Source organism: Salinibacterium sp. NK8237 (genome assembly GCF_015864955.1).
GTDB lineage: Bacteria > Actinomycetota > Actinomycetes > Actinomycetales > Microbacteriaceae > Rhodoglobus.
In genome coordinates this window covers 481,763-503,187 of the sequence record NZ_JADYWE010000001.1, presented here as the reverse complement: position 1 = coordinate 503,187, position 21,425 = coordinate 481,763, and the positions used below count along the sequence as shown (strand labels likewise).

Genomic DNA, 21,425 nt, shown 5'->3' with positions numbered 1-21,425 from the left:
CATGGCACGGGTCATTGTTGTCGGCACAGGAATTGCCGGTCTTATCACCGCCTACCGCGCGAGCGCGCATCACGATGTGGTTCTCGTGACGAAGGCGGAGATGGCGGAGAGCAACACGAAGTACGCCCAGGGTGGCGTGGCTGCCGTGCTGTTCCCCGATGACTCGGTCGCCAGCCATGTTTCTGACACGATGATTGCCGGCGCTGGCCTGTGCGAGCGGGATGCCGTTGAGGTGCTCTGCAGTGAAGGTCCGTTGCGAGTGCAAGAGCTAATCTCTCTCGGGGTTGAGTTCGACCGAGTCGCCAATGGCGAGTTAGCGCGCGGTCATGAAGCCGCTCACTCCTCACGGCGGGTCATTCATGCCGGGGGAGATGCCACCGGTCTTGCGATCGAAGTTGCCCTGCTGCGGGCCGTCCGTGCTCTCGCGGTCGAGACCTACGCTTATACCTTCATGCGCGATCTCGTGACGGAGACGGATGCCGACGGCACGCCCCGCGTCACTGGCATCGATGTGATTGCCCCCGACGGCAATTCGCGCGTGATCGACGGTGACATTGTCATTCTCGCCAGTGGTGGTGCTGGCCAGCTCTACAAGCACACAACGAACCCGTTCGTGACGACCGGGGATGGTGTGGCTGCGGCGTACCGAGCCGGTGCTGCCCTTGCCGATGTCGAATTCTTCCAGTTCCACCCCACGTCGCTCGCGGTGCCCGGCAACCCGCTGGTGTCAGAAGCTGTGCGAGGCGAGGGCGCAACGCTGCTCGATGAGCACGGCAAGCGCTTCATGTTCGACGTGCACCCCGATGGCGAGCTCGCCCCGCGCGATGTCGTTGCCCGCGGTATTGCTCGAGCCATGGAAAAACAGGGTGGCCGGCCCATCATGCTCGATGCCACGGGCCTCGGTTCCGAGTTTCTCGCGAAGCGTTTCCCCGGCATCACCGAGGTGTGCGAAGAGCACGGCTTCGACTGGGGCACGGAACCAATTCCGGTGACGCCGGCAGCGCACTATTGGATGGGCGGCATCCGCACCGACATCGATGGCCGTACGAGCGTGCGTGGTCTCTATGCCGTGGGAGAAGCATCCTGCACCGGTGTGCACGGCGCCAACCGTCTCGCCTCCAACTCGTTGCTCGAATCACTCGTTTTCGCCTGGCGCGCTGCTGATGCTCTCAACGAGCCCCAGCGGGCCATCGAGGTTGACGCGCTCGAGCCGCAGTTCGAGATCACGGGTAAAGACGCTTTCACTCGCGATCAGCTGCGCGAACTCATGTGGAGCCATGTCGGTCTTGAGCGGGACGCTACCCGCCTCGAAGAAGCATCCGCGATCTTGGCGAGCTGGCACTCCGAATCCAACACGGTCGAGGGCGCCGAGAACGCGAACCTGCTCGACCTCGCACGCCTCGTCGTCGTCGCGGCGCTCCGCCGTAAGGAATCGCGCGGAGCCCACGAGCGCACAGACTACCCGGAGACCCGCGAAGAGCTCGCGTTCTCCACGCGCTGGGCGGCAGTCAACGTAGCGGGCGACTTCATCCCGGCAGAAGACCAAGCAGAAACGATCAAGCGATGAATCAGCAGCTCGTTGACAATGTCATCCTGATGGCCCTCGCCGAAGATGCGCCGTGGGGTGACATCACGAGCGATGCGTTCGTGCCCGAAGACGCCACCGCCACCGCTGTTCTCAATGCGCGTGAGGCGGGGGTCGCCAGTGGCCTCGATGTCTTCGCTCGCACCTTCCAGCTGGTGGATGCTCAGGCTGAGGTCACGCTGCAGGCCAGTGACGGCGACTCGTTCACCGCCGGCCAGCAACTTGCATCCGTCTCCGGTAACGCCCGCGCTGTTCTGCGGGCGGAGCGCATCGCTCTCAACCTCAGCCAGCGGATGTCGGGAATCGCCACCCAGACCGCGGCGTACGTGGCGCAAGTCGTCGGCACTCACGCCCGGGTAGTTGACACCCGCAAGACGACTCCGGGGCTTCGCGCGCTGGAGCGTCACGCCGTTCGCTCGGGTGGTGGCCACAATCACCGCTTTAGCCTCTCGGATGCCGTGATGGCTAAAGATAATCACCTCGCAGTTCTTGCTGCCGCGGGTATCGATCTCGGCGAGGCCATCCGCCAGGCTCGTGCGCGGATCGGTCACACCACTCACCTCGAGGTCGAGGTCGATCGGCTCGACCAGGTGGAGACTGTCGTCTCGGCGGGCGTCGACACGATCATGCTCGACAACTTCTCGCTCGAAGATCTGCGTGCGGGTGTCGAGCTCGTGGCCGGCCGCGCAATCGTCGAGGCCAGCGGAGGTGTGAACCTCGACACCATTGCGGCGATTGCTGCCACCGGTGTCGATGTCATCTCGGTCGGCGCCCTCACACACAGCGTTCGTTCGCTCGACCTCGGTCTCGACATTGCGGTGAGCGCAGCGCACCAATGATCTTTCTCGACTCCGCAGCAACCACACCCGTGCGCCGTGAGGTGCTCGAAGCGATGTGGCCGCTGCTGACGGGAGACTTCGGCAACCCTTCTAGTCATCACGAGCTGGGGGAGTCCGCCAAGCGGGCTCTGGATGGCGCCCGCAAGAGTGTTGCCGCGTCGATCGGGTGCCGGGCATCCGATGTCATCTTCACGTCGGGTGGCACAGAGTCAGACAACCTCGCGATCAAAGGGCTCGCACTCGCTGACCCCCGCGGCCGCCACATCGTCACGAGCGCGGTCGAGCACGAGGCCGTCTTGGAGACCGTTGACTTCCTGAAGCGCATCCACGGCTTCGAAGTGACGGTGCTGCCGGTCGATAGCCACGGCCTTGTCGACCTCGACGAGGTGCGTCAGGCTCTTCGCCCCGACACCACCCTCTGCACGATCATGTACGCCAACAACGAGGTGGGCGTCGTGCAGCCCATTGCCGCGATAGCTGAACTCTGCCGCGTTCACGGAGTACCGCTGCATACGGATGCCGTACAAGCAGCAGGCTGGCTTCCTCTCGACCCTGCAGTGTTGGGCGTTGATGCCCTCAGTCTGTCTGGACACAAGCTCGGTGCCCCGAAAGGCATCGGAGTACTCATCGTCAAAGGACGCCGAAGCCTCGAACCCGTGCTGCACGGGGGAGGTCAAGAACGCGGCAAACGTTCCGGCACCGAAAATGTTGCCGGTGCTGTCGGCTTTGCGCACGCTCTGGCACTCGCCGAGAGCGACCGTGCCGAACGGGCAGAACGCATCGCTGCCTTGCGCACTGACTTCGTGGCGGACGTGCAGGCTCGAGTGCCGGGGGTGATCCTTACAGGACCGACACTGAGCGACACGACCGCTACGTCATCCGTTCGCCTTCCTAACAACGCGTCATTCTGTTTCCCCGGCACGAGCGGCGAATCACTCCTGCTCGAACTCGGTCGTGCGGGCATCATCTGCTCGGCGGGCTCTGCCTGTGCGGTGGGGAGTGACGACGCTTCTCACGTGCTGCTCGCCATGGGCGTTGATGAAGCCATCGCCCAGACCGCCGTCCGTTTCAGCCTTAACGGGGAAACCACGGCCGAAGAACTCGCTACGGTCGCCGCGGAGATCGAAACCGCCTACCGCGCGGTGCGCTCGCTCTCGGGGTAGTCCCGCAAACCCCACGACGCGCCATCCAGAGCAGTCAACATCGCAATAGTGGCCGCCACGCTGGGAATGCGCGTCGCCCCCGGCTGAATCACGTACTGAATGGTGCGCTCACTCGACGGCTGCGGAGAATGGATGCTGACGCCCTCCGGCAGAGTCAGCGACGACAGTGCCAACTGGGGGAGTAGTGCTACGCCGAGCCCCCGTGACACGAAGTTCAGCACCGCTAAGGCATTGTCGGTCTCCAGACCGATCTCGGGAGCGAAACCCTCGAGATTACACAGTGCCAATAAATGACCTCGGCAGAGAGTGCAGCCCGCAATCCAGGCATCGTTGGCAAGATCTGCCAAGCCCACGTCATCCGCTGTCGCTAGCGCGTGACTATCGGGAAGCACCAAGACCACGGGCTCGGTGAAGAGGGGAACCGTCGTGTGCCCGCCATCGCGAGATAAATGCGGGTCAGCCCGGTCTTCGGGGTAGGAGAACGTGATCGCGACATCCGCAGCGCCATCCCGCAGCAGCTGCAACGCCTGCGGAGGCTCGGCTTCGACATAATTCACTGTCAAATTCGGATGCTGCTGCCGCAATTGACGAATCAACCGTGGCACGAGCGTCGACGACGCCGTCGGGAAGGCCGCAATGCGCACCGTTCCGCTCGAGAGGCCGGCGAGCTCGGCTAGTTCGGCGCTCGCGGCATCCACCGCATTGAGAACGGTGACGGCATGGCTGGCGAGTGCCCGCCCAGCTTCGGTGAGCCGCACTCCGCGACCGGCACGAACGACGAGCGCCAGCCCCAAGCGAGTTTGAGCGCGGGTGAGGTGTTGGCTGAGTGCGGGTTGGCTGTACCCCAGGATGCGCGCTGCTTCGCTGATAGTGCCATGTTCGGAAATGGTGCGAACGATGCGCAGAGTGAGCAGATCGGGCGTGGTGTCCATGACGCAAGCATAACTAAACGTGATAGTTCATATCCCAATCATGCTCTTGTCGCATGAATGGCACGAGAGCACTATGGAGGCATGACATCACCGGCCCTCACGAACGCTATCGAGAGTTTCGCGAACACTCGCGGCTACCTCTCCGCCGCCACCATGGGACTGCCGACGTGTGCGGCAGTCACCGAGATGACCCAGAAGCTTCAACTGTGGGCCACCGCCACCTGCAACCCCATGAACTACGGCGACATCGTGGAGCGCACGCGCGGCCACTACGCCCGCCTTGTCGGCATCGACGTCGCGCGCGTTGCGATCGGCTCACAAACCTCGGTCATGGCCTCGCTCATCGCGTGCTCGCTACCGGCCGGCTCAGAAGTGCTCGTCGTCGAATCCGACTTCACCTCGATCGTGTACCCGTTTCTGCAACACCCCGACCTCGCGGTTCGCGCTGTGCCGCTGGCGGAACTTGCGGATGCCATCACCGACAGCACTGCGCTCGTCGCGTTCTCGCTCATCCAATCCTGCAACGGCAAAGTCGCCGACGTTGCGGCGATCACCGCAGGGGCAGCCACACACGGAGCGCGCACGCTCTGCGACGTGACCCAAGCCGCCGGCGTTTACCCCGTGGATGCCACCCAATTCGATGCGACAGTCTGCCACGCCTACAAGTGGTTGTGTTCGCCTCGCGGCGTCGCGTTTCTCACGATCTCCGAGGATTTCGGCGAGCACGTTACGCCCGTGCAAGCGGGTTGGTATGCGGGAGAAGACGTGTGGTCGAGTGTGTACGGCACCGAGATGAACCTCGCGAAGGATGCTCGCCAGTTCGACGTGTCACCCGCGTGGCAGGCCTGGGTAGGGGCCGAGCATCCGATCGCCATGTTTGCCGACCTCGACATCGCCGAAGTCTGGGAGCACTGCAGCGGCCTCGCCAACACGCTCTGCGATGCGCTCGGAATCGAACGCCAGAATCAGGCGATCGTGACGTGGCCGGATGAATCGGGTGCCGACCTCGCCAAGCTGACGGCCGCTGGCATCACCGCCTCCGGTCGCGCTGGCCGTCTTCGCGCCGCATTCCACCTCTGGAATACCGAAGACGACGTCGCGGCGGTTATCGCTGCTCTGCGTGTCTAGCTAAACTGGATGTCCGCCGACCGTGCATCCAGCTCGGCAGACTATTGGAGTTTCTGTGGCTACGCCTAACCCCCTCGACGCCGTAATCAACCTCGCCAAGCGCCGAGGTTTTGTCTTCCAATCGGGAGAGATCTACGGCGGTTCACGCTCAGCTTGGGACTATGGCCCGCTGGGAACCGCCCTCAAAGAGAACATCAAAAAGCAGTGGTGGCAGACCTTCGTTCAAGGTCGCGAAGACGTCGTCGGTCTCGACTCAGCCGTCATCCTGCCCCGCAAGGTGTGGGAAGCATCTGGGCACGTCGAGGTCTTCTCTGACCCGCTCGTCGAATCGCTGCACACCCACAAGCGCTACCGCGCCGACCACCTTCTCGAAGCCTACGAAGAGAAGCACGGTCACCCGCCTGTGAACGGGCTTGCCGACATCCGCGACCCTGACACCGGTCAGCCCGGATCGTGGACCGAACCGCAGAACTTCTCAGGGCTCCTCAAGACCTACCTTGGCCCCGTCGACAACGAAGAGGGCATGCACTACCTGCGCCCCGAAACCGCTCAGGGGATCTTCACCAACTTCGCCAACGTCATGGGTGCTGCGCGCATGAAGCCGCCCTTCGGAATCGGTCAGGTCGGCAAGTCGTTCCGTAACGAAATCACGCCCGGAAACTTCATCTTCCGTACCCGCGAATTCGAACAGATGGAGATGGAATTCTTCGTCGAGCCCGGCACGGATGAAGAGTGGCACCAGACTTGGATCGACGAATCCATGAAGTGGTACACCGATCTCGGCATCAAGCCTGAAAACCTGCGCTTCTACGAGCACGCTCAAGAAAAGCTCTCGCACTACTCCAAGCGCACCGTGGACGTTGAATACCGGTTCCGCTTCGCCGGCAGCGAATGGGGCGAGCTCATGGGTATCGCCAACCGCACCGACTTCGACCTGCGCACGCACTCCGAAGCATCCGGTGCCGACCTATCGTATTTCGACCAGGCCAAGGATGAGCGCTGGACGCCGTTCGTTATCGAGCCCGCGTTCGGGCTCACCCGCGCCCTCATGGCGTTCCTCATCGACGCCTACGCCGAAGACGAAGCTCCCAACGCTAAGGGTGGCGTCGACAAGCGCACCGTTCTGCGCCTGGACCGTCGCCTCTCGCCGGTCAAGGTTGCCGTTCTGCCGCTCTCGCGCAACGAACGTCTTTCGCCGATGGCTCGCGGGATCGCCGCAGACCTGCGCAAGTACTGGAACGTTGATTTCGACGACGCGGGTGCTATCGGCCGTCGTTACCGTCGCCAGGACGAGATCGGCACCCCGTTCTGTGTCACGATCGACTTCGATTCGCTCGACGACAACGCTGTGACCATTCGCGAGCGCGACACGATGGAACAAAAGCGTATGCCAATCGAGGAGCTGCGCGGCTACCTCGCGCAGGAGCTCATCGGCTGCTAGCCAACGCAACTCGCTAAACCTCCTCGTGGGGTGATTGCCGCACGGTAATCGCACTGCGACGGAAGCGGCCCCGGACATGTTCCGGGGTCGCTTTTCTGCGCTGGCGGGCCACAAGGCCGCTGCCGCCGCTGCCGCTGCCGCCGCCGACCGTCGGGCGCCGCCACTGCCACTACCGCTGCCGGCTGCCGCCGCCCCACCGGCGACCAGTCGAGGTACCGGTATTGCGGCTCACCACCCGTATTGCGCCGAGGCCCGCGTATTTTGCCGAGTCACTCGCCCCCAACTCGGGGTTTTGCCGCGCGCACTTCGGAAATTCAGGAGATATGAGTCAGCGCGCGGTGCTCGTTGCCGACGAATCGCCTCGCACCGTGCTTCTTGAATCGCGCGTGGCGCATTCTCCTGAATTTCCGTGGTGCGCGGCTCATCAACAGCGCCCTCGTGACAAGCGAGTCCACTGTTGGCGAGTGTTTCGCCCTAGCTCCGGTAGTTCCGACGATGCTGGCGCCATGGTGGATGTGCACGAACTAGTGATGGAGCTAGGTGGGCTTGCCCAGAAACGTCAGCTTGTCGCACGTGGGGCTCAGGACTTCGACCTCACTCGCGCTGTGCGACGAGGTGAAGTTACTAGGGCGCGCCAAGGCTGGTACACGACGGTCGAAGAGTCAGAGCCGCGAGTGAGAGCCGTGCGCGTAGGCGGGCGTCTCACCGGCATCTCGGCGATTGCGGACTGGGGCGGATGGGTGCTCAAGGACCATCCTTTGCAGGTATCCGTGCCGCGAAATGCTGCGCGGCTTCGGAGCCAATGGAATCGACGGCGTCCTCTCGGTACGCGGCGTGGGGTGCGGCTGCACTGGGATCATGTCGCAGTCACCGAGCAGGGAACGAACTGGCACGTGAGCATCGTGGAGGCGCTCAGGCGCGTTGTCGTTGACGAAGAACTCGAAACAGCGGTCGCTGCCATTGATTGGGCGTTGCACACCGGCAGGATTGACGCGTTCGACTTCGAACAGCTGATTCTCACTGTGCCGCAACACAAACGCTTCATACGTTCCTGGGTCGACGGCCGGTGTGAGAGCCTCCCGGAGAGCCTTGCGCGCACTCGGCTGAGACGGCGGGGTCATCGCGTCGATATTCAGGTTCCCGTAGGCGCCAAGAGAATTGACCTAGTCGTGAATGGCACGATTGGTCTCGAGATCAACGGAAAACAATTCCACGCTCACACCTTCGAAGAAGATCACCTCAAGGCAATTGAGATCACGATCGCGGGTTTTCACGCGATGAGTGTGAGCGCCAAGATGGTTTTCACTCAGTGGGATATCTTCTTGCGTGGCCTCGACGCTGCTCTTGCTCTGCATCGACGACGTGCCTTCGGAAATTCAGGAGATTTCGCAATTTCCGAGAGAGCAGGCCCGAAGTCGCGCGCGCGACCGAGGCGCTACTCGCGGATCTCCTGAATTTCCGAGAATACGCGGGGATGGGAATACCTACAGCCTGCGCGCGTTGACCCTGAGGTGAATAATGCAGCAGCAACCGCGACCGAACCCGTACAAGTCGACATCTGGTCTGATGTTCAGTGCCCTTGGTGCTACATCGGAAAGCGACGCTTTGAAGCCGCGGTAGAAACATCGGGCATTCCCGTCGAGATCGTGTACCACTCGTTCGAATTGGCTCCCGACACCCCGGTTGAGTACGAGGGCACACCCATCCAGTTTTTGAGCGAGCGCAAGGGGCTCCCAATGCCGCAGGTCGAGGAGATGCTCACGCGCGTCACCGATATTGCGTCGAGCGTTGGGCTCGATTACGACTACGAGCACATTCACCAGACCAACACGGTGAAGGCGCACGAGCTTCTGCATTTTGCGAAGGCTCACGGTCGCCAACTTGAGATGAAAGAGCGTCTTCTTGACGCCTATTTCATCAAGACTGAGCACGTCGGCCGTATCGAAGACCTCGCTGATATCGCGGCCTCCATTGGCTTTGACCGCGCCGAAGTGGTGCGCGTTCTCGAGTCGAGCGAGTACCTCCCCGCCGTAAAGGCTGACATGGAACAGGCCATGCAATACGGCATCCAGGGAGTGCCATTCTTCGTGATTGATGGCAAGTATGGGGTTTCGGGCGCGCAAGAAAGTGAAACGTTCGCTAACGTACTCACACAAGTACTTACCGAAAGAGACGTCTAACACATGGATGCCGCAACGAAGCCAATCCCGACCTTCGCCCTTCAGCAGCTCGGCGACCCGAACGCAGTAGCGTGTGAGGGCGATGCTTGTGGCATCGCCGTCGATGATCACCGCTCGCAAGCCCTCGTTAACCGCCAGATCGACGAAGGCCTCGTTTAAGAGGTTTTTCACCAACGTCCAGTGCCGCTTTACCCGCCGACGGCGCTGTCTCTGAGTTCGCTCCTCTAGAGCGCGCTCATGATCGTGGCGAGCAAGTATGTGCGGCTATTGCCGTCATCAATGCGATCTTCGTTGAGGTTATCGCTCTCTTCGAGCGCTGCTGCAGCATCCGCTTTTCCGGCCAGTGCTGAGTACATGAGCAGATAGTCGCCGAAGAGCACGTCTGACCCATCGGGCGTAGCTTCGGCGATGTTGGCACGGAGCCGATCGGGGTCGGCGGCAAGGTACCCCGAGACGGGGCTCATCGGAAGCACAAGGATGCCGAGCATTGCGCTCGCCTCGGCGCTGAACCATGTGGCGTAGTCCCGTTTGCCGCCCCAGTTGAGGGCAGCCACGGTGTGGTCGAAGCCGTCGTACACGGCTTCGGTGCGATCGAAGTTCGTCCAGTACGCGTTTGCCGAGTGGGCTTCGGCTGACAGCATCCAGCGGGCTTCGGTAGCGAGCGCGGCTTGGTCGCTGGCAGCAGCCCATAGGGCAAGGCCGTTCCAGGCGGTGACCGCTTCGGAACTCGATTCTTGGTTGTTTCCATCGGCAAATGGTGACGTTCCGCTGGCCCACGAGTGGCCGGCGTAGGCGTCAAAAACCCGGCGCTCGGGAAAGTAGCTGTTCTCGCCTTGGGCCGCAATGTCGGCAGCGAGCAGATTCATGACGGGGGCCCACTTCTCGACGAGGGCGGGGTCGGCGGCGGCGAGAACTCCGGCGGTGTAGAGAAAGTAGCCGTAGTGAAAGTGGTGGTCGTTGAACTGGTCAGAGCCGAAGGATGCCGCAAGTCCGACGAGCCCGCGAGCCTGATTGTCGTAAACGAAGCAGCGTTCGGTTCGCTCGTCACAGCCTTCGGGGTCGGTCCAGGTATCCAGGGCGCTGACAAGCTGTTCCGTGATGGTGGCGGCAATGTCATCCGCGCCGATCTGGCGGGCTACTTCGAGCATGTTGGTCAGGCGGTAGAGCCATTTGCCGCCGTAATAGGTGTCTGCTGGGGCGGGCACTGTTGATGCAACATCCACGTTCAGCTGTTGCCGCAGTCTTTCGCGGTGCTCTTCTGTGAGATTGGCGAGGTCGAGGGCACCAGCCGGCTCGATAGTGGGGACTGTCCAGGTGAGTTCGGTCGTCATGCACGCGACGAGTTCGCCATAAATGCTCGGCCAGGATCCAGCATCGCAGGAGACTGACGAGTCGAGCCCGGCCTGCTGATGGGGCATGGCGGCCACGATCGTGGACGAGGAATCCCGTGTCTCGTAGCGGATGCTGGTCGAGGCCACGGCAGCATCTACCGTGTACTGGATGCTCGTGCTCACGATGGGTGTCGCAGCCTGGATGAAGTCGGCCACAACACCGCCATCAGACACCGCGAACCACGTTGCTGCGTCGCCGGCGGCCAGAGTCAACTCGCTGCCCGCCGCATTCATCTCGCCGTCGCTGACGAGCCCGTACTGTGTGCCGTTGACCTCCGCTGTCCAGGCGCCGTCGTCGTCGCGCAGCGGCTGGCCGAGCGTCACCGTGACTGCTTCGGATGCCGTGAAGCTGACAAAGGGGGAGCCTTCAGCAATCACTGTCGTGCCGATTTCATTTCCGGCTGCCGTCTGCGAGATCGTGACGGATGCTTCGTCGTAGCCACTCACGACGTAGTCGTCAGCGCCGAAGTCGGCGGATACTGCCGGAGTAAAGCCGCCAGCGATGACATTCTCTGCGCTGACCACAGCGGGAACGCCCAACGCGAATCCGCCCGCGGCCAGTTGGAACGAGAGCGGCAGCGGGAAGACGGGTAACGAGTCGTCTCCGAAGACGAGTCCGGAGAACCAGCGGTTGGTGGGTGGGATGAGTCCGTCTGCGAGCTTGCTGCTCCCGAGTTCGGCGACGGTACGCGTTGGCAGCGCCGCGATCAGAGGGGCGACGGTGCTGTCAGGAAGAATCCTGTCGGTGCTCGACTCGGGTGCTGATGGCGCAGGTGTCGCGGCCGTGCATCCGGTTAGTGCCGTCAACATTGCCGCCACCGTCATCACGAAGAAAAGCCGGACGTCCCGAGACATTCGACTACAGACCAATCTTTCTCAGAAAATCAGAAATCCCGTCGACTGCGCCCGCCAGAATGCCATCGTCGCGCAGCTGCAGCGTCGCGCTCACGGGGGTGCCCGCTTCAACGAGCCCGTTGTAGGCGCCGTCGGTCAGAGCGTCGCTATCCACACGAATAGTGGTCTCGGCCTGTCCGCCAACGGTCTGCACATCGATCGTCGAAACGGTGCCAGCGATACTGGCGCCATTGGGGAGAAGCAGGTTAACCGATGCTTGCTCGCCGATTCGGGAATAGTCACGTCCGGTTAGTTCGTATTGAGCAACGACACACAGTGAGCCCGCTTTCTCGATGGTCGCGAGAACCTGACCGGCCTGCACGAAGGAGCCGGGTTTGACTGTGACGTCGCGCACCGTTCCGGAAACCGCGGCAGTGAGGGTAATTCCACCATCGTTACTCACGGTGTAGGCGACGGTTTCAGGTTTGAGCAGGCCTTTTGCGAGATCTGCCTGCAACGAGGGGCTTTGTAGGGTGAACAGCACGTCGCCTTTGTTGACGCGTTGATCGACCTCGGTCAGAAAGCTCTCGACGAGCGTTCCACCGTAGTCAATGCCAACGGGATAACGTTCCGCTTCGATGGAGGCTGAAACGCTCGCGACCTGGGCTTGTCGTTGAGAAAAGATGACCGTCAACACCAGCACGAGGGCGAGCACAGCGATAAGGCCGAAGACGAGTTTGAGATTGCTGCGCCAAGTCATGCTGGGGCTCCCTTCGTGGACAGAGCACGGGTGGTGAGGCGGTGGGCGCGGCCGAGCGAGACATGCTCTCGCGCTGCGGCAGCAACGAAACTTCCCATGATAAACGTGTTGGTGACGTTCCAGGCCGTGGCGAGGGTAAGCACTTCGTTGTCGATGTCGCGAAAGACGGCCACGACGGAAGTCAGTAGTAGGAAAACGAAGAACAGCACTTGAGGAATCATGAAGTTGAACGGCGAGGAGACCTTCGTGCGGTCGCCGGTTGCGCTCCAGGACTGCTCTTTACCGGTGAGCACGTTGATGAGAGCCGCGAGGTAGATCGGCGCTGACACGGTTGCCAGCATGAGGGTCTCCCAGCGAAATGAGCCCATCGTGTAAAACGCGAGCACGATCTGGATGACGTAGAAACCGGCGTAGTAGAGCATCCAGGTCACGACCGTGGTCGAGAGGTTCATGGGGCGCAGGTCGAAATAGATCTCGAGCGCGGGAACCATCATCAGGAGTAGTGGTGAGATGCCCGTGAGGTAAAACGAGGCAGTGACCAAGTACTGCAGCCGCTGGTCGAGCGTGAGCTTGCGCTTGTGGGTGAGCGGGTTGTGCTTAAACAGAATCTCAAAACCGCCGGTCGCCCAGCGCAATTGCTGCTTCGTGTAGGACTCGACGGTGTCAGGCGCGTGGCCGACGGCGAGGGCGTTCGGGATATAGATCGTGTGCCAGCCGCGCTCGTGGAGCATCAGCGAAGTCCACACATCCTCTGACTTGGAATCGGTGTACATGCCACCAACGTCGTCGATGGCAGCGCGACGGAAGATCACATTGGTTCCAACGCAGAACGCGGCGTTGAAGCGATTGCGGCCGGGCTGAATGAAGCGGTAAAACACGGACTGCATATACCCAGCGCCGCGCGAGATGACGTTATGCAGGTTGCCGTAGGTTTGCGGCGTTTGCACGAAGGCGACCTCGTCGCGAGAAAAGAACGGCACTGTTTCGCTGAGGAATTCGGGGGAGGGCACGAAGTCGGCATCGAAGATGGCGAAGAAGCGGCCCTTGGCGAGGGTGAGGGCGTGATTCACGTTACCGGCCTTAGCTCCGCCAGAACTCAGCCGGCGCACGTAGCGGGCTCCGAGTTCGTGGGCGAGATCGCGCACCTCGTCGGAGTGGCCGTCGTCGAGCACCCACGTGATGTGGGAGCCGCGCATCCGCATCGCCGCCGTCACGGTTTCGCGGATGACGCTCACCGGTTCGCCGTAGGTCGTGATGAAGACGTCGACGGTGGCTTCGGCGCTGTGCAGGTACATCGTCCAGCGCGAGGGCGTTGAGGTCAGACCGTCGCGCAGAATGTCGCGTTCGCGAAAGAGTTTGGCTTTGGCGTTGTGAAAGGCGAAGTCACGGGGGTCTTGCGACGCGGAGAGGATTGTCCACATCGACAGCAGTGCCTGACTGATCAGGACCGTCTCGGCGATGATGACGAGCGTGTACGGCAACCAGTCACCGCGGCTCGCCGGGTTCAACAAGAACCCGGCGTAGGCGAGGATGCCCAAGGTCGCGATGAGCACCAGAATCACCAACGATGGTGATTCGGCCTTCACCGGCTCAGCGACGCGGGGCGCGGGCAGCGCGGGTGGGAGGTCGCTCGGGGGTGCGGCAAAGCGGGTATCTAGGGTCGTCATTTGTGCTTCTTTCGGGAGAAGTCTTAATACGACGCAGCACGCCAGAATGAGCGATGACACGGTGCCGGGCGCACGAAAGAACGAGCGCGACGGAAGGTCACAGCGGCATCGTTGGCGTGCGTGCAGGCAGGAATCGCGACAGGGTGGGTCGTGACTCCGAGAAGTTCAGGAGTACGGGTAATGCGGGTGTGGGTTGTGCGGGTTAGAGGCTCACGTTAGTGTGCGTGAGCGCCAGAAATCTACGGTGGTCTAGCAAGTTAAGACACTGGCCACATTCCCGACTTCTATTTGTAACAAATGCTCGTTAACTCACGAAACCTCGGTGAGACCATTCGATGATTTCTGCAGCGGAAGCGAATTCTGGTGCGGCTTTGGCAACCCGCGACGGGATGAGCGTGAGCGGCACGGTGGTGGGGCGAGCGGGCAAGGAGGCATGCTGCGCTTCAGGGGCATTGAAGCGCTTGTTGATGAGGGCTCCGAGGATGGCGCCGCCGCCAAAGCCGAGAGGTAACAGCAGCAGGTAGAGGGTGGGATCGAGGTTCGATGCGGCTCCGACCGCCAGAATTCCGCCAACCCCAACCGCGGCACCAATGCTGAAGGAAACCCACCAGCGCTGAAGCCTCGCGTTCTCCTTGTCCCATGCGCGCTGGGCGCGCAGCTGTTCACGAGCTTCTTCTCGCGGTGCGGGGCTCACCCACAGGCGAGCTTCGAATCGAAAGACGTTGGGATGTTCCTCGAGGGCCATTAGTCGGTTCCTGTTTCGCTCGTTATGTCGGCGACGGTCGCCTCTAGGCCGCTGATGAGTTCGTCGGCCTGTATCCACGCCGTGTGGCCGTGATCTCCGGCACCCATCGATACTCGCTTGCCCGCGATGCGTTCGTCGGCGAACACGGGCCAAGCGGTGCTGCTGCCGAGCGGGGTGATGGTGCCGCGCGCAAATCCGGTGGCTTCGAGCGCAAGGGAGGCTTCGGGCATCCGCAACTTATTGACGCCGACGACGGCGCGCAGCTTTGGCCACGAAATCTGGCGGTCGCCGGGAACGAGGGCAAAGAGGTAGCTGCCGTCGCTGCGTTTGACAACGAGGGACTTCACGATCTCGGCGGGGGTGATTCCGAGCAGTTCGGCGGCGTGTTCGAGAGAGGTCGCTGGTGCGCGTTCGACGATCTCGATCGGGATGCCGCGGCGCTCGGCATCGTCGCGGACGCGGTCGGTTCCTGCGGTCATTCGGGGCCTCCCGGTATGTGCGGCGCTGGTTCAGGCGCGCCGTGGGACAATTGCTACGTGACTATTCTTGCCCCTGCCGACCCGCGTGTCGCGCCACAGCTCTCAATCGGGAACCTCGACCTTGATGTTCCTGTCGTTTTGGCGCCCATGGCCGGCATCACCAACACCGCTTTTCGCCGGCTCTGCCGCGAATACGGCGCTGGGCTGTATGTCAGCGAAATGATCACGAGTCGTGCCCTCGTTGAGCGCACGCCGGAGAGCATGCGTCTCATCACGCACCACGAGTCAGAGACGACCCGCAGCATCCAGCTCTATGGGGTTGACCCTAAGACGGTGTCTGAAGCGGTCACGATGTTGGTGGCCGAAGACCGTGCCGACCACATTGACTTGAACTTCGGATGCCCCGTTCCCAAAGTCACTCGCAAGGGTGGGGGAGCGGCGCTTCCGTGGAAGATCGACCTGTTCCGCGACATCGTCGAGGGCGCGGTGAAGGCTGCCGGCGATGTTCCGCTGACGATCAAGATGCGCAAGGGCATCGACTCTGACCACTTGACCTACCTTGAGGCTGCCCGCGTTGGCGCCGGCGCTGGTGTTGCGAGCATCGCATTGCACGCGCGCACTGCCGCAGAGTTCTATTCGGGGCACGCAGACTGGTCGGCCATCGAAAAGCTCAAGAACACCATCACCGATACCCCGATTCTCGGTAACGGTGACATCTGGAGTGCCGCCGATGCTCTGCGCATGGTCGACGAGACCGGATGCGACGGAGTCGTTGTCGGTCGCGGTTGCCTCGGCCGCCCGTGGTTGTTCGGTGACCTCGCTGCCGCCTTCCGAGGAGAGTCCCTCAAGGCAGAGCCAACACTCGGCGAAGTCGCCATTGCGTTTAAGCGTCATGCCGAACTGCTGGTGGAATTCTTCGGCGATGAAGATCGAGCGTGCCGCGACATCCGCAAGCATGTCGCCTGGTATTTCAAGGGCTATGCGGTCGGCGGAGAGTTGCGCGCAGCAATGGCGACCGTGCACGACCTCGCTCAGCTCGACGAACTGTTGGCTCAGCTCGATTGGAGCCAGCAGTACCCGGGTGCTGACGCTGAAGGCCAACGTGGTCGCGCGGGAACGCCGAAGAAGCCATCACTTCCGCAGGGTTGGCTCGATAGCCGCGAACTGCAGGAGACTCACCGTAGTGAACTCAACCAAGCAGAATTGAGCACCAGTGGCGGCTAATGGCTATACCGAGGCTGACGCCGAGCGTTGGTTTCCCGAGCAGCATTCGAGTCGTCGCAGCGATTTTGCGCGGGACCGTGCACGAGTGCTTCATTCGAGTGCACTGCGCCGTCTAGCCGCCAAGACTCAAGTCTTAAGCCCGACGATGGGCACCGATTTTGCCCGCAACCGTCTCACCCACTCGCTCGAGGTCGCTCAAGTGGGCCGCGAGCTTGCCGACAGCCTCGGCCTTGACCCTGATGTTGTCGACACAGCGTGTCTCTCGCACGACCTCGGGCATCCGCCCTTTGGCCACAATGGCGAGCGTGCGCTCAATGAGTGGGCGGCTGACATTGGCGGCTTCGAGGGCAATGCTCAGACGCTTCGTCTGTTGACGCGCATCGAACCCAAGGTGTTTGGCCCGGATGGCAAGAGCTACGGTCTCAACCTCACGCGGGCCAGCTTGGACGCAAGCACGAAGTACCCGTGGCCGAGCGCTCAGGGTATTCCTGACCCGAGCGGTCGCAGCAAATATGGCTTCTTCGATGATGACACTGCCGCGTTCGAGTGGCTGCGTGCCGGTGCTCCCGACCGCCAGCGGTGCATCGAAGCGCAAGTGATGGATCTCTCTGACGACATCGCCTATTCGGTCCACGATTTCGAAGACGCCATCGTTGGTGACTTTATTGATGTCACCGCGCTCGGTGCTCGCGTCAACCACGACGACCTTGTGAAGTCGATGTTTGAGTGGATCGGTGGCGAGTTCACGCACGACGAACTCATTGCGGCCTTCGACCGTCTCGATCTTCTCGACCCGTGGATTGATCAGTGGGATGGCTCCCGTGCCGCGCATGGTCGCCTCAAGAACCTCACGAGTCAGCTCATCGGCCGCTTCGCCGGTGCCGCCGTTCAGGCGACGCGTGAAGCTCATCCGACTGACGCTTTGGCTCGCTTCGGCGGCAGCCTTGTGATCCCCGCTGAGATCCAAGCGGAGATTGCTGTGCTCAAGGGCATCGTTGCTGCCTTCGTCATGTCGACGAATGCGCGCCGCCCCATCTACCAGCAGCAGCGTGATGTGCTCACTGAACTGGCCGATGTGCTGCTGTGGACCGCTCCGGTGAACCTTGATTCCGGATTCACCGCCGATTGGAATTCCGCTGAGAACGATCACCAGCGCAAGCGGGCAGTAGTAGATCAGGTGGCTAGCCTCACTGATCAGTCCGCGATTGCGTGGCATACACGTTTGGTTGGCTAGAGTCGTCGGCCGCTCGGCCTAGAATTGCGATTGTGGCTGGCCTGATTAAAAGAAGCGATATCGACGAGGTGCGTTCGCGCACCAACCTCGCCGATATCGTTGGCGACTACGTCACGCTCAAGAGCGCTGGTTCCGGCTCGATGAAGGGCCTCTGCCCTTTCCACGAAGAGCGCAGCCCTAGCTTCCACGTGCGGCCCCAGGTCGGGTTTTATCACTGCTTCGGATGCGGTGAAGGCGGCGATGTTTACACCTTCCTGCAGCGCATGGATCACGTTTCCTTCTCCGAGGCCGTCGAGCGCTTGGCCGGGCGCCTCGGCTACGAACTTCACTATGAGGATGGCGGCGCGGCAACCGATCACGGCAATCGCGCTCGCATCTTGGCTGCTAATCAGGCTGCATCCGACTTCTTCGTCGCTCAGTTGGCGACCCCAGAAGCGGCGCCAGGTCGTAGCTTCTTGGGTGAGCGTGGTTTCGACCAGTCCGCGGCCGAGCGCTTCGGTATTGGCTTTGCGCCGCGCGGTGGTGCGCTCACGAAGCACCTCAACAAGTTGGGGTACTCCTCAGAAGACCTCGTCGTCGCCGGCCTCATCGGCAAGGGGGAGCGGGGCGATTATTACGATCGTTTCCGTGGTCGGCTGGTGTGGCCCATCCGCGATGTCACGGGCCAAACGCTCGGCTTCGGTGCCCGCCGCTTGCTCGACGATGACAAGGGCCCCAAGTACCTGAACACTCCCGAGACCCCGGTGTATCACAAGAGCCAAGTGCTCTACGGGCTCGATCTTGCCAAGAAAGATATTTCGCGCGGCAAGCAGATCGTGGTCGTCGAGGGCTATACGGATGTCATGGCCTGCCATCTTGCGGGAGTTACGACCGCTGTCGCTACCTGTGGAACCGCGTTCGGCGTCGACCACATCAAGATTGTTCGTCGCATGATTGGCGATTACGACAACGCAGACACCACCGCCACGGGTGAAGTGATCTTCACCTTTGACCCGGATGAGGCGGGCCAGAAGGCCGCGAACCGTGCGTTCGCCGAGGAACACCGTTTTGCAGCGCAAACCTTCGTTGCGGTGGCATCCGACGGGCTCGACCCGTGCGATTTGCGACTCAAGAAGGGTGACGGCGCGGTGCGTCGTCTCGTCACCACGCGCAAGCCGATGTTCGAGTTCAAGATTCGTCGTGAGCTGGCGGTGCACGATCTCGAAACAGTTGAGGGTCGTGTTGCTGCCTTGCGCGCTGCGGCCCCCGTGGTTGCCGGTATTCGTGACTCGGCGCTCGGTATTGGCTATGTGCGCAGTGTTGCGGGCTGGCTCGGCATGGAGCCCACTGAGGTTCAGGCCGCTGTCACCGAAGCGAAGCGTCACGTTGCCCCGTCTGGGCCCTCGAAGGCACCGCAGCAGTCGCAGTCCGCTCCATCGACGCAGACTCCGCCAGAGGGTTTTGGGGAAGCGCCAGCACAGCCGGGGCCGTCGATCATGAACCTGCGCGTCGATGCCATCACGCGTCTAGAACGCGACGCCCTCATGGCGGTGCTGCAGCATCCGGATGTCGTCGGCGCCGAGCTGATCGGCAAGCTCACCCAGATTTCAATTGCTGAGCCATCGCTTGCGGTCGTGCGGGATGCGATCGCGTCTCTCGCTGACCGAGCGCTCGATCCTGGTTGGGCATCGGCGGTCGCCGATGAGGTGCCGTCGTCGTTCTCCACGTTCGTGAAGCAGCTCAGTGTTGCCCCCATTCCGGAGCGCGAAGAGCGCATCCCGGTGTATTGCGTGCAGGTCACTACAGACCTCATCGAGCGGGACTTTCTCCGCCAGAAGCGTGAGTTGCTCGGCGTGCTCCAGCGCATGGTCCGTGAGAGCGATCCCGAGCGTTATGTGCAGACCCAACGTGACCTGATGAGGATCGAAGCGGAGCGTCGAGCGCTCCACGATGACGCTTAGTTCAGCGTCTTTGGTTGCAGTCGTGTAAACATCCCCTGTTCGGGGGCGGACGACCTAGTCTCGAAGGTTCCTCGTGTGTTACTACTGGACAACTACGATGTGCGGCGCCTACAAACGCGCCGTCGCATTTTCTGCACGCAACAGGAAGAGGTAGACGGATATGACATCCGCATCCAAGAGCAGCAAGCGAGTCCTTGCTGCAATTGCCGGCACAGCAGCGTTCGCGCTCGCTTTGACCGGTTGCCAAGCTGGAGATGACTCCAGCTCTGGCGGTTCCGAGTCGCTTATCGTGGGCACGACTGACAAAGTCACGTTCCTCGACCCGGCCGGTTCGTACGACAACGGTTCGTTTGCCCTGATGAACCAGGTTTTCCCGTTCCTGCTCAACTCGCCGCTCGGCACCTCTGATGTTGAACCTGACATTGCTGAGTCCGCGGAGTACACGAGCGAAGACGAATACACGGTCGTGCTCAAGCCGGGCCTCACATTCGCCAACGGCAATGACCTCACCTCATCGGACGTGAAGTTTAGCTTCGATCGCCAGATTGCGATCAACGACGAGAACGGTCCTTCTGTTCTTCTCGGAAATATCGACAGCGTTGAAGCCGTCGATGACACCACCGTGGTCTTTCACTTGATCAACGGTAACGACCAGACGTTCGCTCAGATTCTGTCGAGCCCGGCTGCCCCGATTGTTGATGAAGAAGTATTCTCTGCTGACTCGGTTACCCCCGATGAAGAGATCGTTGACGGCATGGCTTTCGCTGGCCAGTACGTCATCGACAGCTACGACTTCAACAACATCGTGTCGTTCACGGCCAACCCCGACTACCAGGGTGTTCTTGGCGCTGCAGCTACTGACAGCATCACGCTGAAGTACTACACCGATGCCTCAAACTTGAAGCTCGATGTTCAAGAGGGCAACATTGATGTCGCACACCGCAGCCTGTCTGCAACCGACGTCGCTGACCTTGAGACCAACGACAACGTCAATGTGATCGTTGGCCCCGGTGGAGAAATCCGCTACATCGTGTTCAACTTCGACACGCAGCCCTACGGCGCGAAGACTCCCGAGGCTGACGCCGAGAAGTCGCTCGCTGTTCGCGGTGCTGTTGCTGACCTCATCGACCGCCAGGAAATCTCTGACCAGGTTTACAAGGGCACCTACCTGCCGCTGTACTCCTACGTTCCCGACGGACTGACCGGCGCTACCGAGGTTCTCAAGGACCTCTACGGCGACGGCGACGGCGGCCCGAGCGTTGAAGCAGCGCAAAAGCGTCTCGCGGATGCCGGTGTCGAGACTCCGGTAGCTCTTAACCTCCAGTACAACCCAGACCACTACGGCGAGTCTTCGGGTGACGAGTACGCGTTGGTCAAGAGCCAGCTTGAGGCTGACGGAATCTTCGAAGTCAACCTGCAGTCGACCGAGTGGGTTACCTACGCGAGCGAGCGTACGGCCGATGCTTACCCGGCTTACCAGCTGGGTTGGTTCCCGGACTACTCCGACGCTGACAACTACCTGACCCCGTTCTTCGGAGACGGTAACTTCCTCGCTAACCACTATGCGGATGCCGAAGTTAACGATCTGATCGTGGCTCAGGCCACCGAACTCGACCCTGCTACGCGTGAGGGAATGATCGAGGACATTCAGGCGAAGGTTGCAGCTCAGCTGTCGACCGTGCCGTTCCTTCAGGGCGCACAGATCGCTGTGACGGGCAAGGACGTTACCGGAGCTACGCTCGACGGTTCGTTCAAGTTCCGCTACGGCAGCTTGGCCAAATAGGAGCAATTCGCTCTAGTTAGGCCTTGGCCTAGCGTAGTGACGAAAGGGGGTGGCCCACACACGATGTGGGTCACCTCCTCGTCTTCGTTCTCTGCACGAT

The 21,425-nt window shown here is 61.6% G+C and carries 18 protein-coding genes; 12 read left to right on the top strand and 6 right to left on the bottom strand.

Going from position 1 to position 21,425, the window contains the following annotated elements; all coding sequences use genetic code 11:
- Window position 1: 1 nt before the first annotated feature.
- The 3 genes from nadB to I6E56_RS02425 are packed head-to-tail and all read left to right on the top strand — an operon-like array spanning window position 2 to window position 3,587.
- Window positions 2-1,567 carry an L-aspartate oxidase gene (gene nadB, locus I6E56_RS02435; RefSeq protein WP_197135778.1) on the top strand — a complete coding sequence of 522 codons (1,566 nt, stop codon included), beginning with the start codon at window positions 2-4 and terminating at the stop codon, window positions 1,565-1,567.
- On the top strand, window positions 1,564-2,424 hold the full coding sequence (nadC, locus tag I6E56_RS02430) for a carboxylating nicotinate-nucleotide diphosphorylase (RefSeq protein ID WP_197135776.1): 861 nt from the start codon (window positions 1,564-1,566) through the stop codon (window positions 2,422-2,424). The genes nadB and nadC overlap by 4 nt, the downstream gene beginning before the upstream one ends.
- Window positions 2,421-3,587, top strand: coding sequence for a cysteine desulfurase family protein (locus tag I6E56_RS02425; protein WP_197135773.1), 1,167 nt, complete (start codon window positions 2,421-2,423; stop codon window positions 3,585-3,587). Before nadC ends, I6E56_RS02425 begins: the two co-directional genes overlap by 4 nt.
- On the opposite strand, the gene I6E56_RS02420 is transcribed toward I6E56_RS02425, so the two are convergent.
- Entirely contained in the window at window positions 3,557-4,519 is a 963-nt protein-coding gene (locus I6E56_RS02420) for a LysR family transcriptional regulator (RefSeq protein WP_197124404.1), read from the bottom strand. The two genes, I6E56_RS02425 and I6E56_RS02420, sit on opposite strands and share 31 nt — an antisense overlap.
- 81 nt (window positions 4,520-4,600) lie before the next feature.
- On the opposite strand from I6E56_RS02420, the gene I6E56_RS02415 reads away from it, so the two are divergent.
- From I6E56_RS02415 to I6E56_RS02395, 5 genes are all read left to right on the top strand, one after another.
- Window positions 4,601-5,647, top strand: coding sequence for an aminotransferase class V-fold PLP-dependent enzyme (locus I6E56_RS02415; RefSeq protein ID WP_197135771.1), 1,047 nt, complete (start codon window positions 4,601-4,603; stop codon window positions 5,645-5,647).
- Window positions 5,648-5,702: 55 nt separating this feature from the next.
- On the top strand, window positions 5,703-7,088 hold the full coding sequence (locus I6E56_RS02410) for a glycine--tRNA ligase (RefSeq protein ID WP_197135769.1): 1,386 nt from the start codon (window positions 5,703-5,705) through the stop codon (window positions 7,086-7,088).
- 464 nt (window positions 7,089-7,552) lie between these two features.
- On the top strand, window positions 7,553-8,542 hold the full coding sequence (locus I6E56_RS02405) for a hypothetical protein (protein WP_197135767.1): 990 nt from the start codon (window positions 7,553-7,555) through the stop codon (window positions 8,540-8,542).
- A 57-nt stretch (window positions 8,543-8,599) separates the two neighbouring features.
- A complete protein-coding gene (locus I6E56_RS02400; protein WP_197135766.1) occupies window positions 8,600-9,268 on the top strand; it encodes a DsbA family protein in 669 nt (222 codons plus the stop codon).
- A gap of 3 nt (window positions 9,269-9,271) precedes the next feature.
- Window positions 9,272-9,427 carry a hypothetical protein gene (locus tag I6E56_RS02395; RefSeq protein WP_197109842.1) on the top strand — a complete coding sequence of 52 codons (156 nt, stop codon included), beginning with the start codon at window positions 9,272-9,274 and terminating at the stop codon, window positions 9,425-9,427.
- A gap of 65 nt (window positions 9,428-9,492) precedes the next feature.
- Here I6E56_RS02395 and I6E56_RS02390 read toward each other — a convergent pair whose 3' ends face one another.
- The 5 genes from I6E56_RS02390 to I6E56_RS02370 form a co-directional block, all read right to left on the bottom strand.
- Window positions 9,493-11,514, bottom strand: coding sequence for a glycosyl hydrolase (locus I6E56_RS02390; protein WP_197135765.1), 2,022 nt, complete (start codon window positions 11,512-11,514; stop codon window positions 9,493-9,495).
- Window positions 11,515-11,518: 4 nt separating this feature from the next.
- A complete protein-coding gene (locus I6E56_RS02385) occupies window positions 11,519-12,253 on the bottom strand; it encodes a biotin/lipoyl-binding protein (RefSeq protein ID WP_197135764.1) in 735 nt (244 codons plus the stop codon).
- A complete protein-coding gene (locus tag I6E56_RS02380) occupies window positions 12,250-13,920 on the bottom strand; it encodes a glycosyltransferase (RefSeq protein ID WP_197135763.1) in 1,671 nt (556 codons plus the stop codon). Before I6E56_RS02380 ends, I6E56_RS02385 begins: the two co-directional genes overlap by 4 nt.
- A 304-nt stretch (window positions 13,921-14,224) precedes the next feature.
- Window positions 14,225-14,665: a hypothetical protein gene (locus I6E56_RS02375; RefSeq protein WP_197135762.1), complete on the bottom strand. Its 441-nt coding sequence runs from the start codon at window positions 14,663-14,665 to the stop codon at window positions 14,225-14,227.
- The gene (locus I6E56_RS02370; protein WP_197135761.1) at window positions 14,665-15,144 is read right to left on the bottom strand and encodes an aminoacyl-tRNA deacylase; all 480 of its coding nucleotides are present in this window, start codon (window positions 15,142-15,144) and stop codon (window positions 14,665-14,667) included. The genes I6E56_RS02375 and I6E56_RS02370 overlap by 1 nt, the downstream gene beginning before the upstream one ends.
- 15 nt (window positions 15,145-15,159) lie before the next feature.
- Here I6E56_RS02370 and dusB point away from each other — a divergent pair, with 15 nt between their 5' ends.
- The 4 genes from dusB (at window position 15,160) to I6E56_RS02350 (ending at window position 21,325) form a co-directional block, all read left to right on the top strand.
- Window positions 15,160-16,368, top strand: a complete 1,209-nt coding sequence (gene dusB, locus I6E56_RS02365) for a tRNA dihydrouridine synthase DusB (protein ID WP_374059088.1) — start codon at window positions 15,160-15,162, stop codon at window positions 16,366-16,368.
- Window positions 16,358-17,602: a deoxyguanosinetriphosphate triphosphohydrolase gene (locus I6E56_RS02360; protein ID WP_197135758.1), complete on the top strand. Its 1,245-nt coding sequence runs from the start codon at window positions 16,358-16,360 to the stop codon at window positions 17,600-17,602. The genes dusB and I6E56_RS02360 overlap by 11 nt, the downstream gene beginning before the upstream one ends.
- A 32-nt stretch (window positions 17,603-17,634) precedes the next feature.
- Window positions 17,635-19,542 carry a DNA primase gene (gene dnaG, locus I6E56_RS02355; protein WP_197135756.1) on the top strand — a complete coding sequence of 636 codons (1,908 nt, stop codon included), beginning with the start codon at window positions 17,635-17,637 and terminating at the stop codon, window positions 19,540-19,542.
- Between the two features lie 160 nt (window positions 19,543-19,702).
- Window positions 19,703-21,325: an ABC transporter substrate-binding protein gene (locus I6E56_RS02350; RefSeq protein ID WP_197135754.1), complete on the top strand. Its 1,623-nt coding sequence runs from the start codon at window positions 19,703-19,705 to the stop codon at window positions 21,323-21,325.
- Window positions 21,326-21,425 lie beyond the last annotated feature (100 nt).

What these genes read in the sequence shown, in the direction of transcription:
- nadC (WP_197135776.1), top strand. Translation starts at nt 1,564, where the DNA reads ATGAATCAGCAGCTCGTTGACAATGTCATCCTGATGGCCCTCGCCGAA.
- nadB (WP_197135778.1), top strand. Translation starts at nt 2, where the DNA reads ATGGCACGGGTCATTGTTGTCGGCACAGGAATTGCCGGTCTTATCACC.
- dusB (WP_374059088.1), top strand. Translation starts at nt 15,160, where the DNA reads ATGTGCGGCGCTGGTTCAGGCGCGCCGTGGGACAATTGCTACGTGACT.
- I6E56_RS02350 (WP_197135754.1), top strand. Translation starts at nt 19,703, where the DNA reads ATGACATCCGCATCCAAGAGCAGCAAGCGAGTCCTTGCTGCAATTGCC.
- I6E56_RS02370 (WP_197135761.1), bottom strand. Translation starts at nt 15,144, where the DNA reads ATGACCGCAGGAACCGACCGCGTCCGCGACGATGCCGAGCGCCGCGGC.
- I6E56_RS02375 (WP_197135762.1), bottom strand. Translation starts at nt 14,665, where the DNA reads ATGGCCCTCGAGGAACATCCCAACGTCTTTCGATTCGAAGCTCGCCTG.
- I6E56_RS02390 (WP_197135765.1), bottom strand. Translation starts at nt 11,514, where the DNA reads ATGTCTCGGGACGTCCGGCTTTTCTTCGTGATGACGGTGGCGGCAATG.
- I6E56_RS02425 (WP_197135773.1), top strand. Translation starts at nt 2,421, where the DNA reads ATGATCTTTCTCGACTCCGCAGCAACCACACCCGTGCGCCGTGAGGTG.
- I6E56_RS02420 (WP_197124404.1), bottom strand. Translation starts at nt 4,519, where the DNA reads ATGGACACCACGCCCGATCTGCTCACTCTGCGCATCGTTCGCACCATT.
- I6E56_RS02395 (WP_197109842.1), top strand. Translation starts at nt 9,272, where the DNA reads ATGGATGCCGCAACGAAGCCAATCCCGACCTTCGCCCTTCAGCAGCTC.
- I6E56_RS02380 (WP_197135763.1), bottom strand. Translation starts at nt 13,920, where the DNA reads ATGACGACCCTAGATACCCGCTTTGCCGCACCCCCGAGCGACCTCCCA.
- I6E56_RS02415 (WP_197135771.1), top strand. Translation starts at nt 4,601, where the DNA reads ATGACATCACCGGCCCTCACGAACGCTATCGAGAGTTTCGCGAACACT.
- I6E56_RS02385 (WP_197135764.1), bottom strand. Translation starts at nt 12,253, where the DNA reads ATGACTTGGCGCAGCAATCTCAAACTCGTCTTCGGCCTTATCGCTGTG.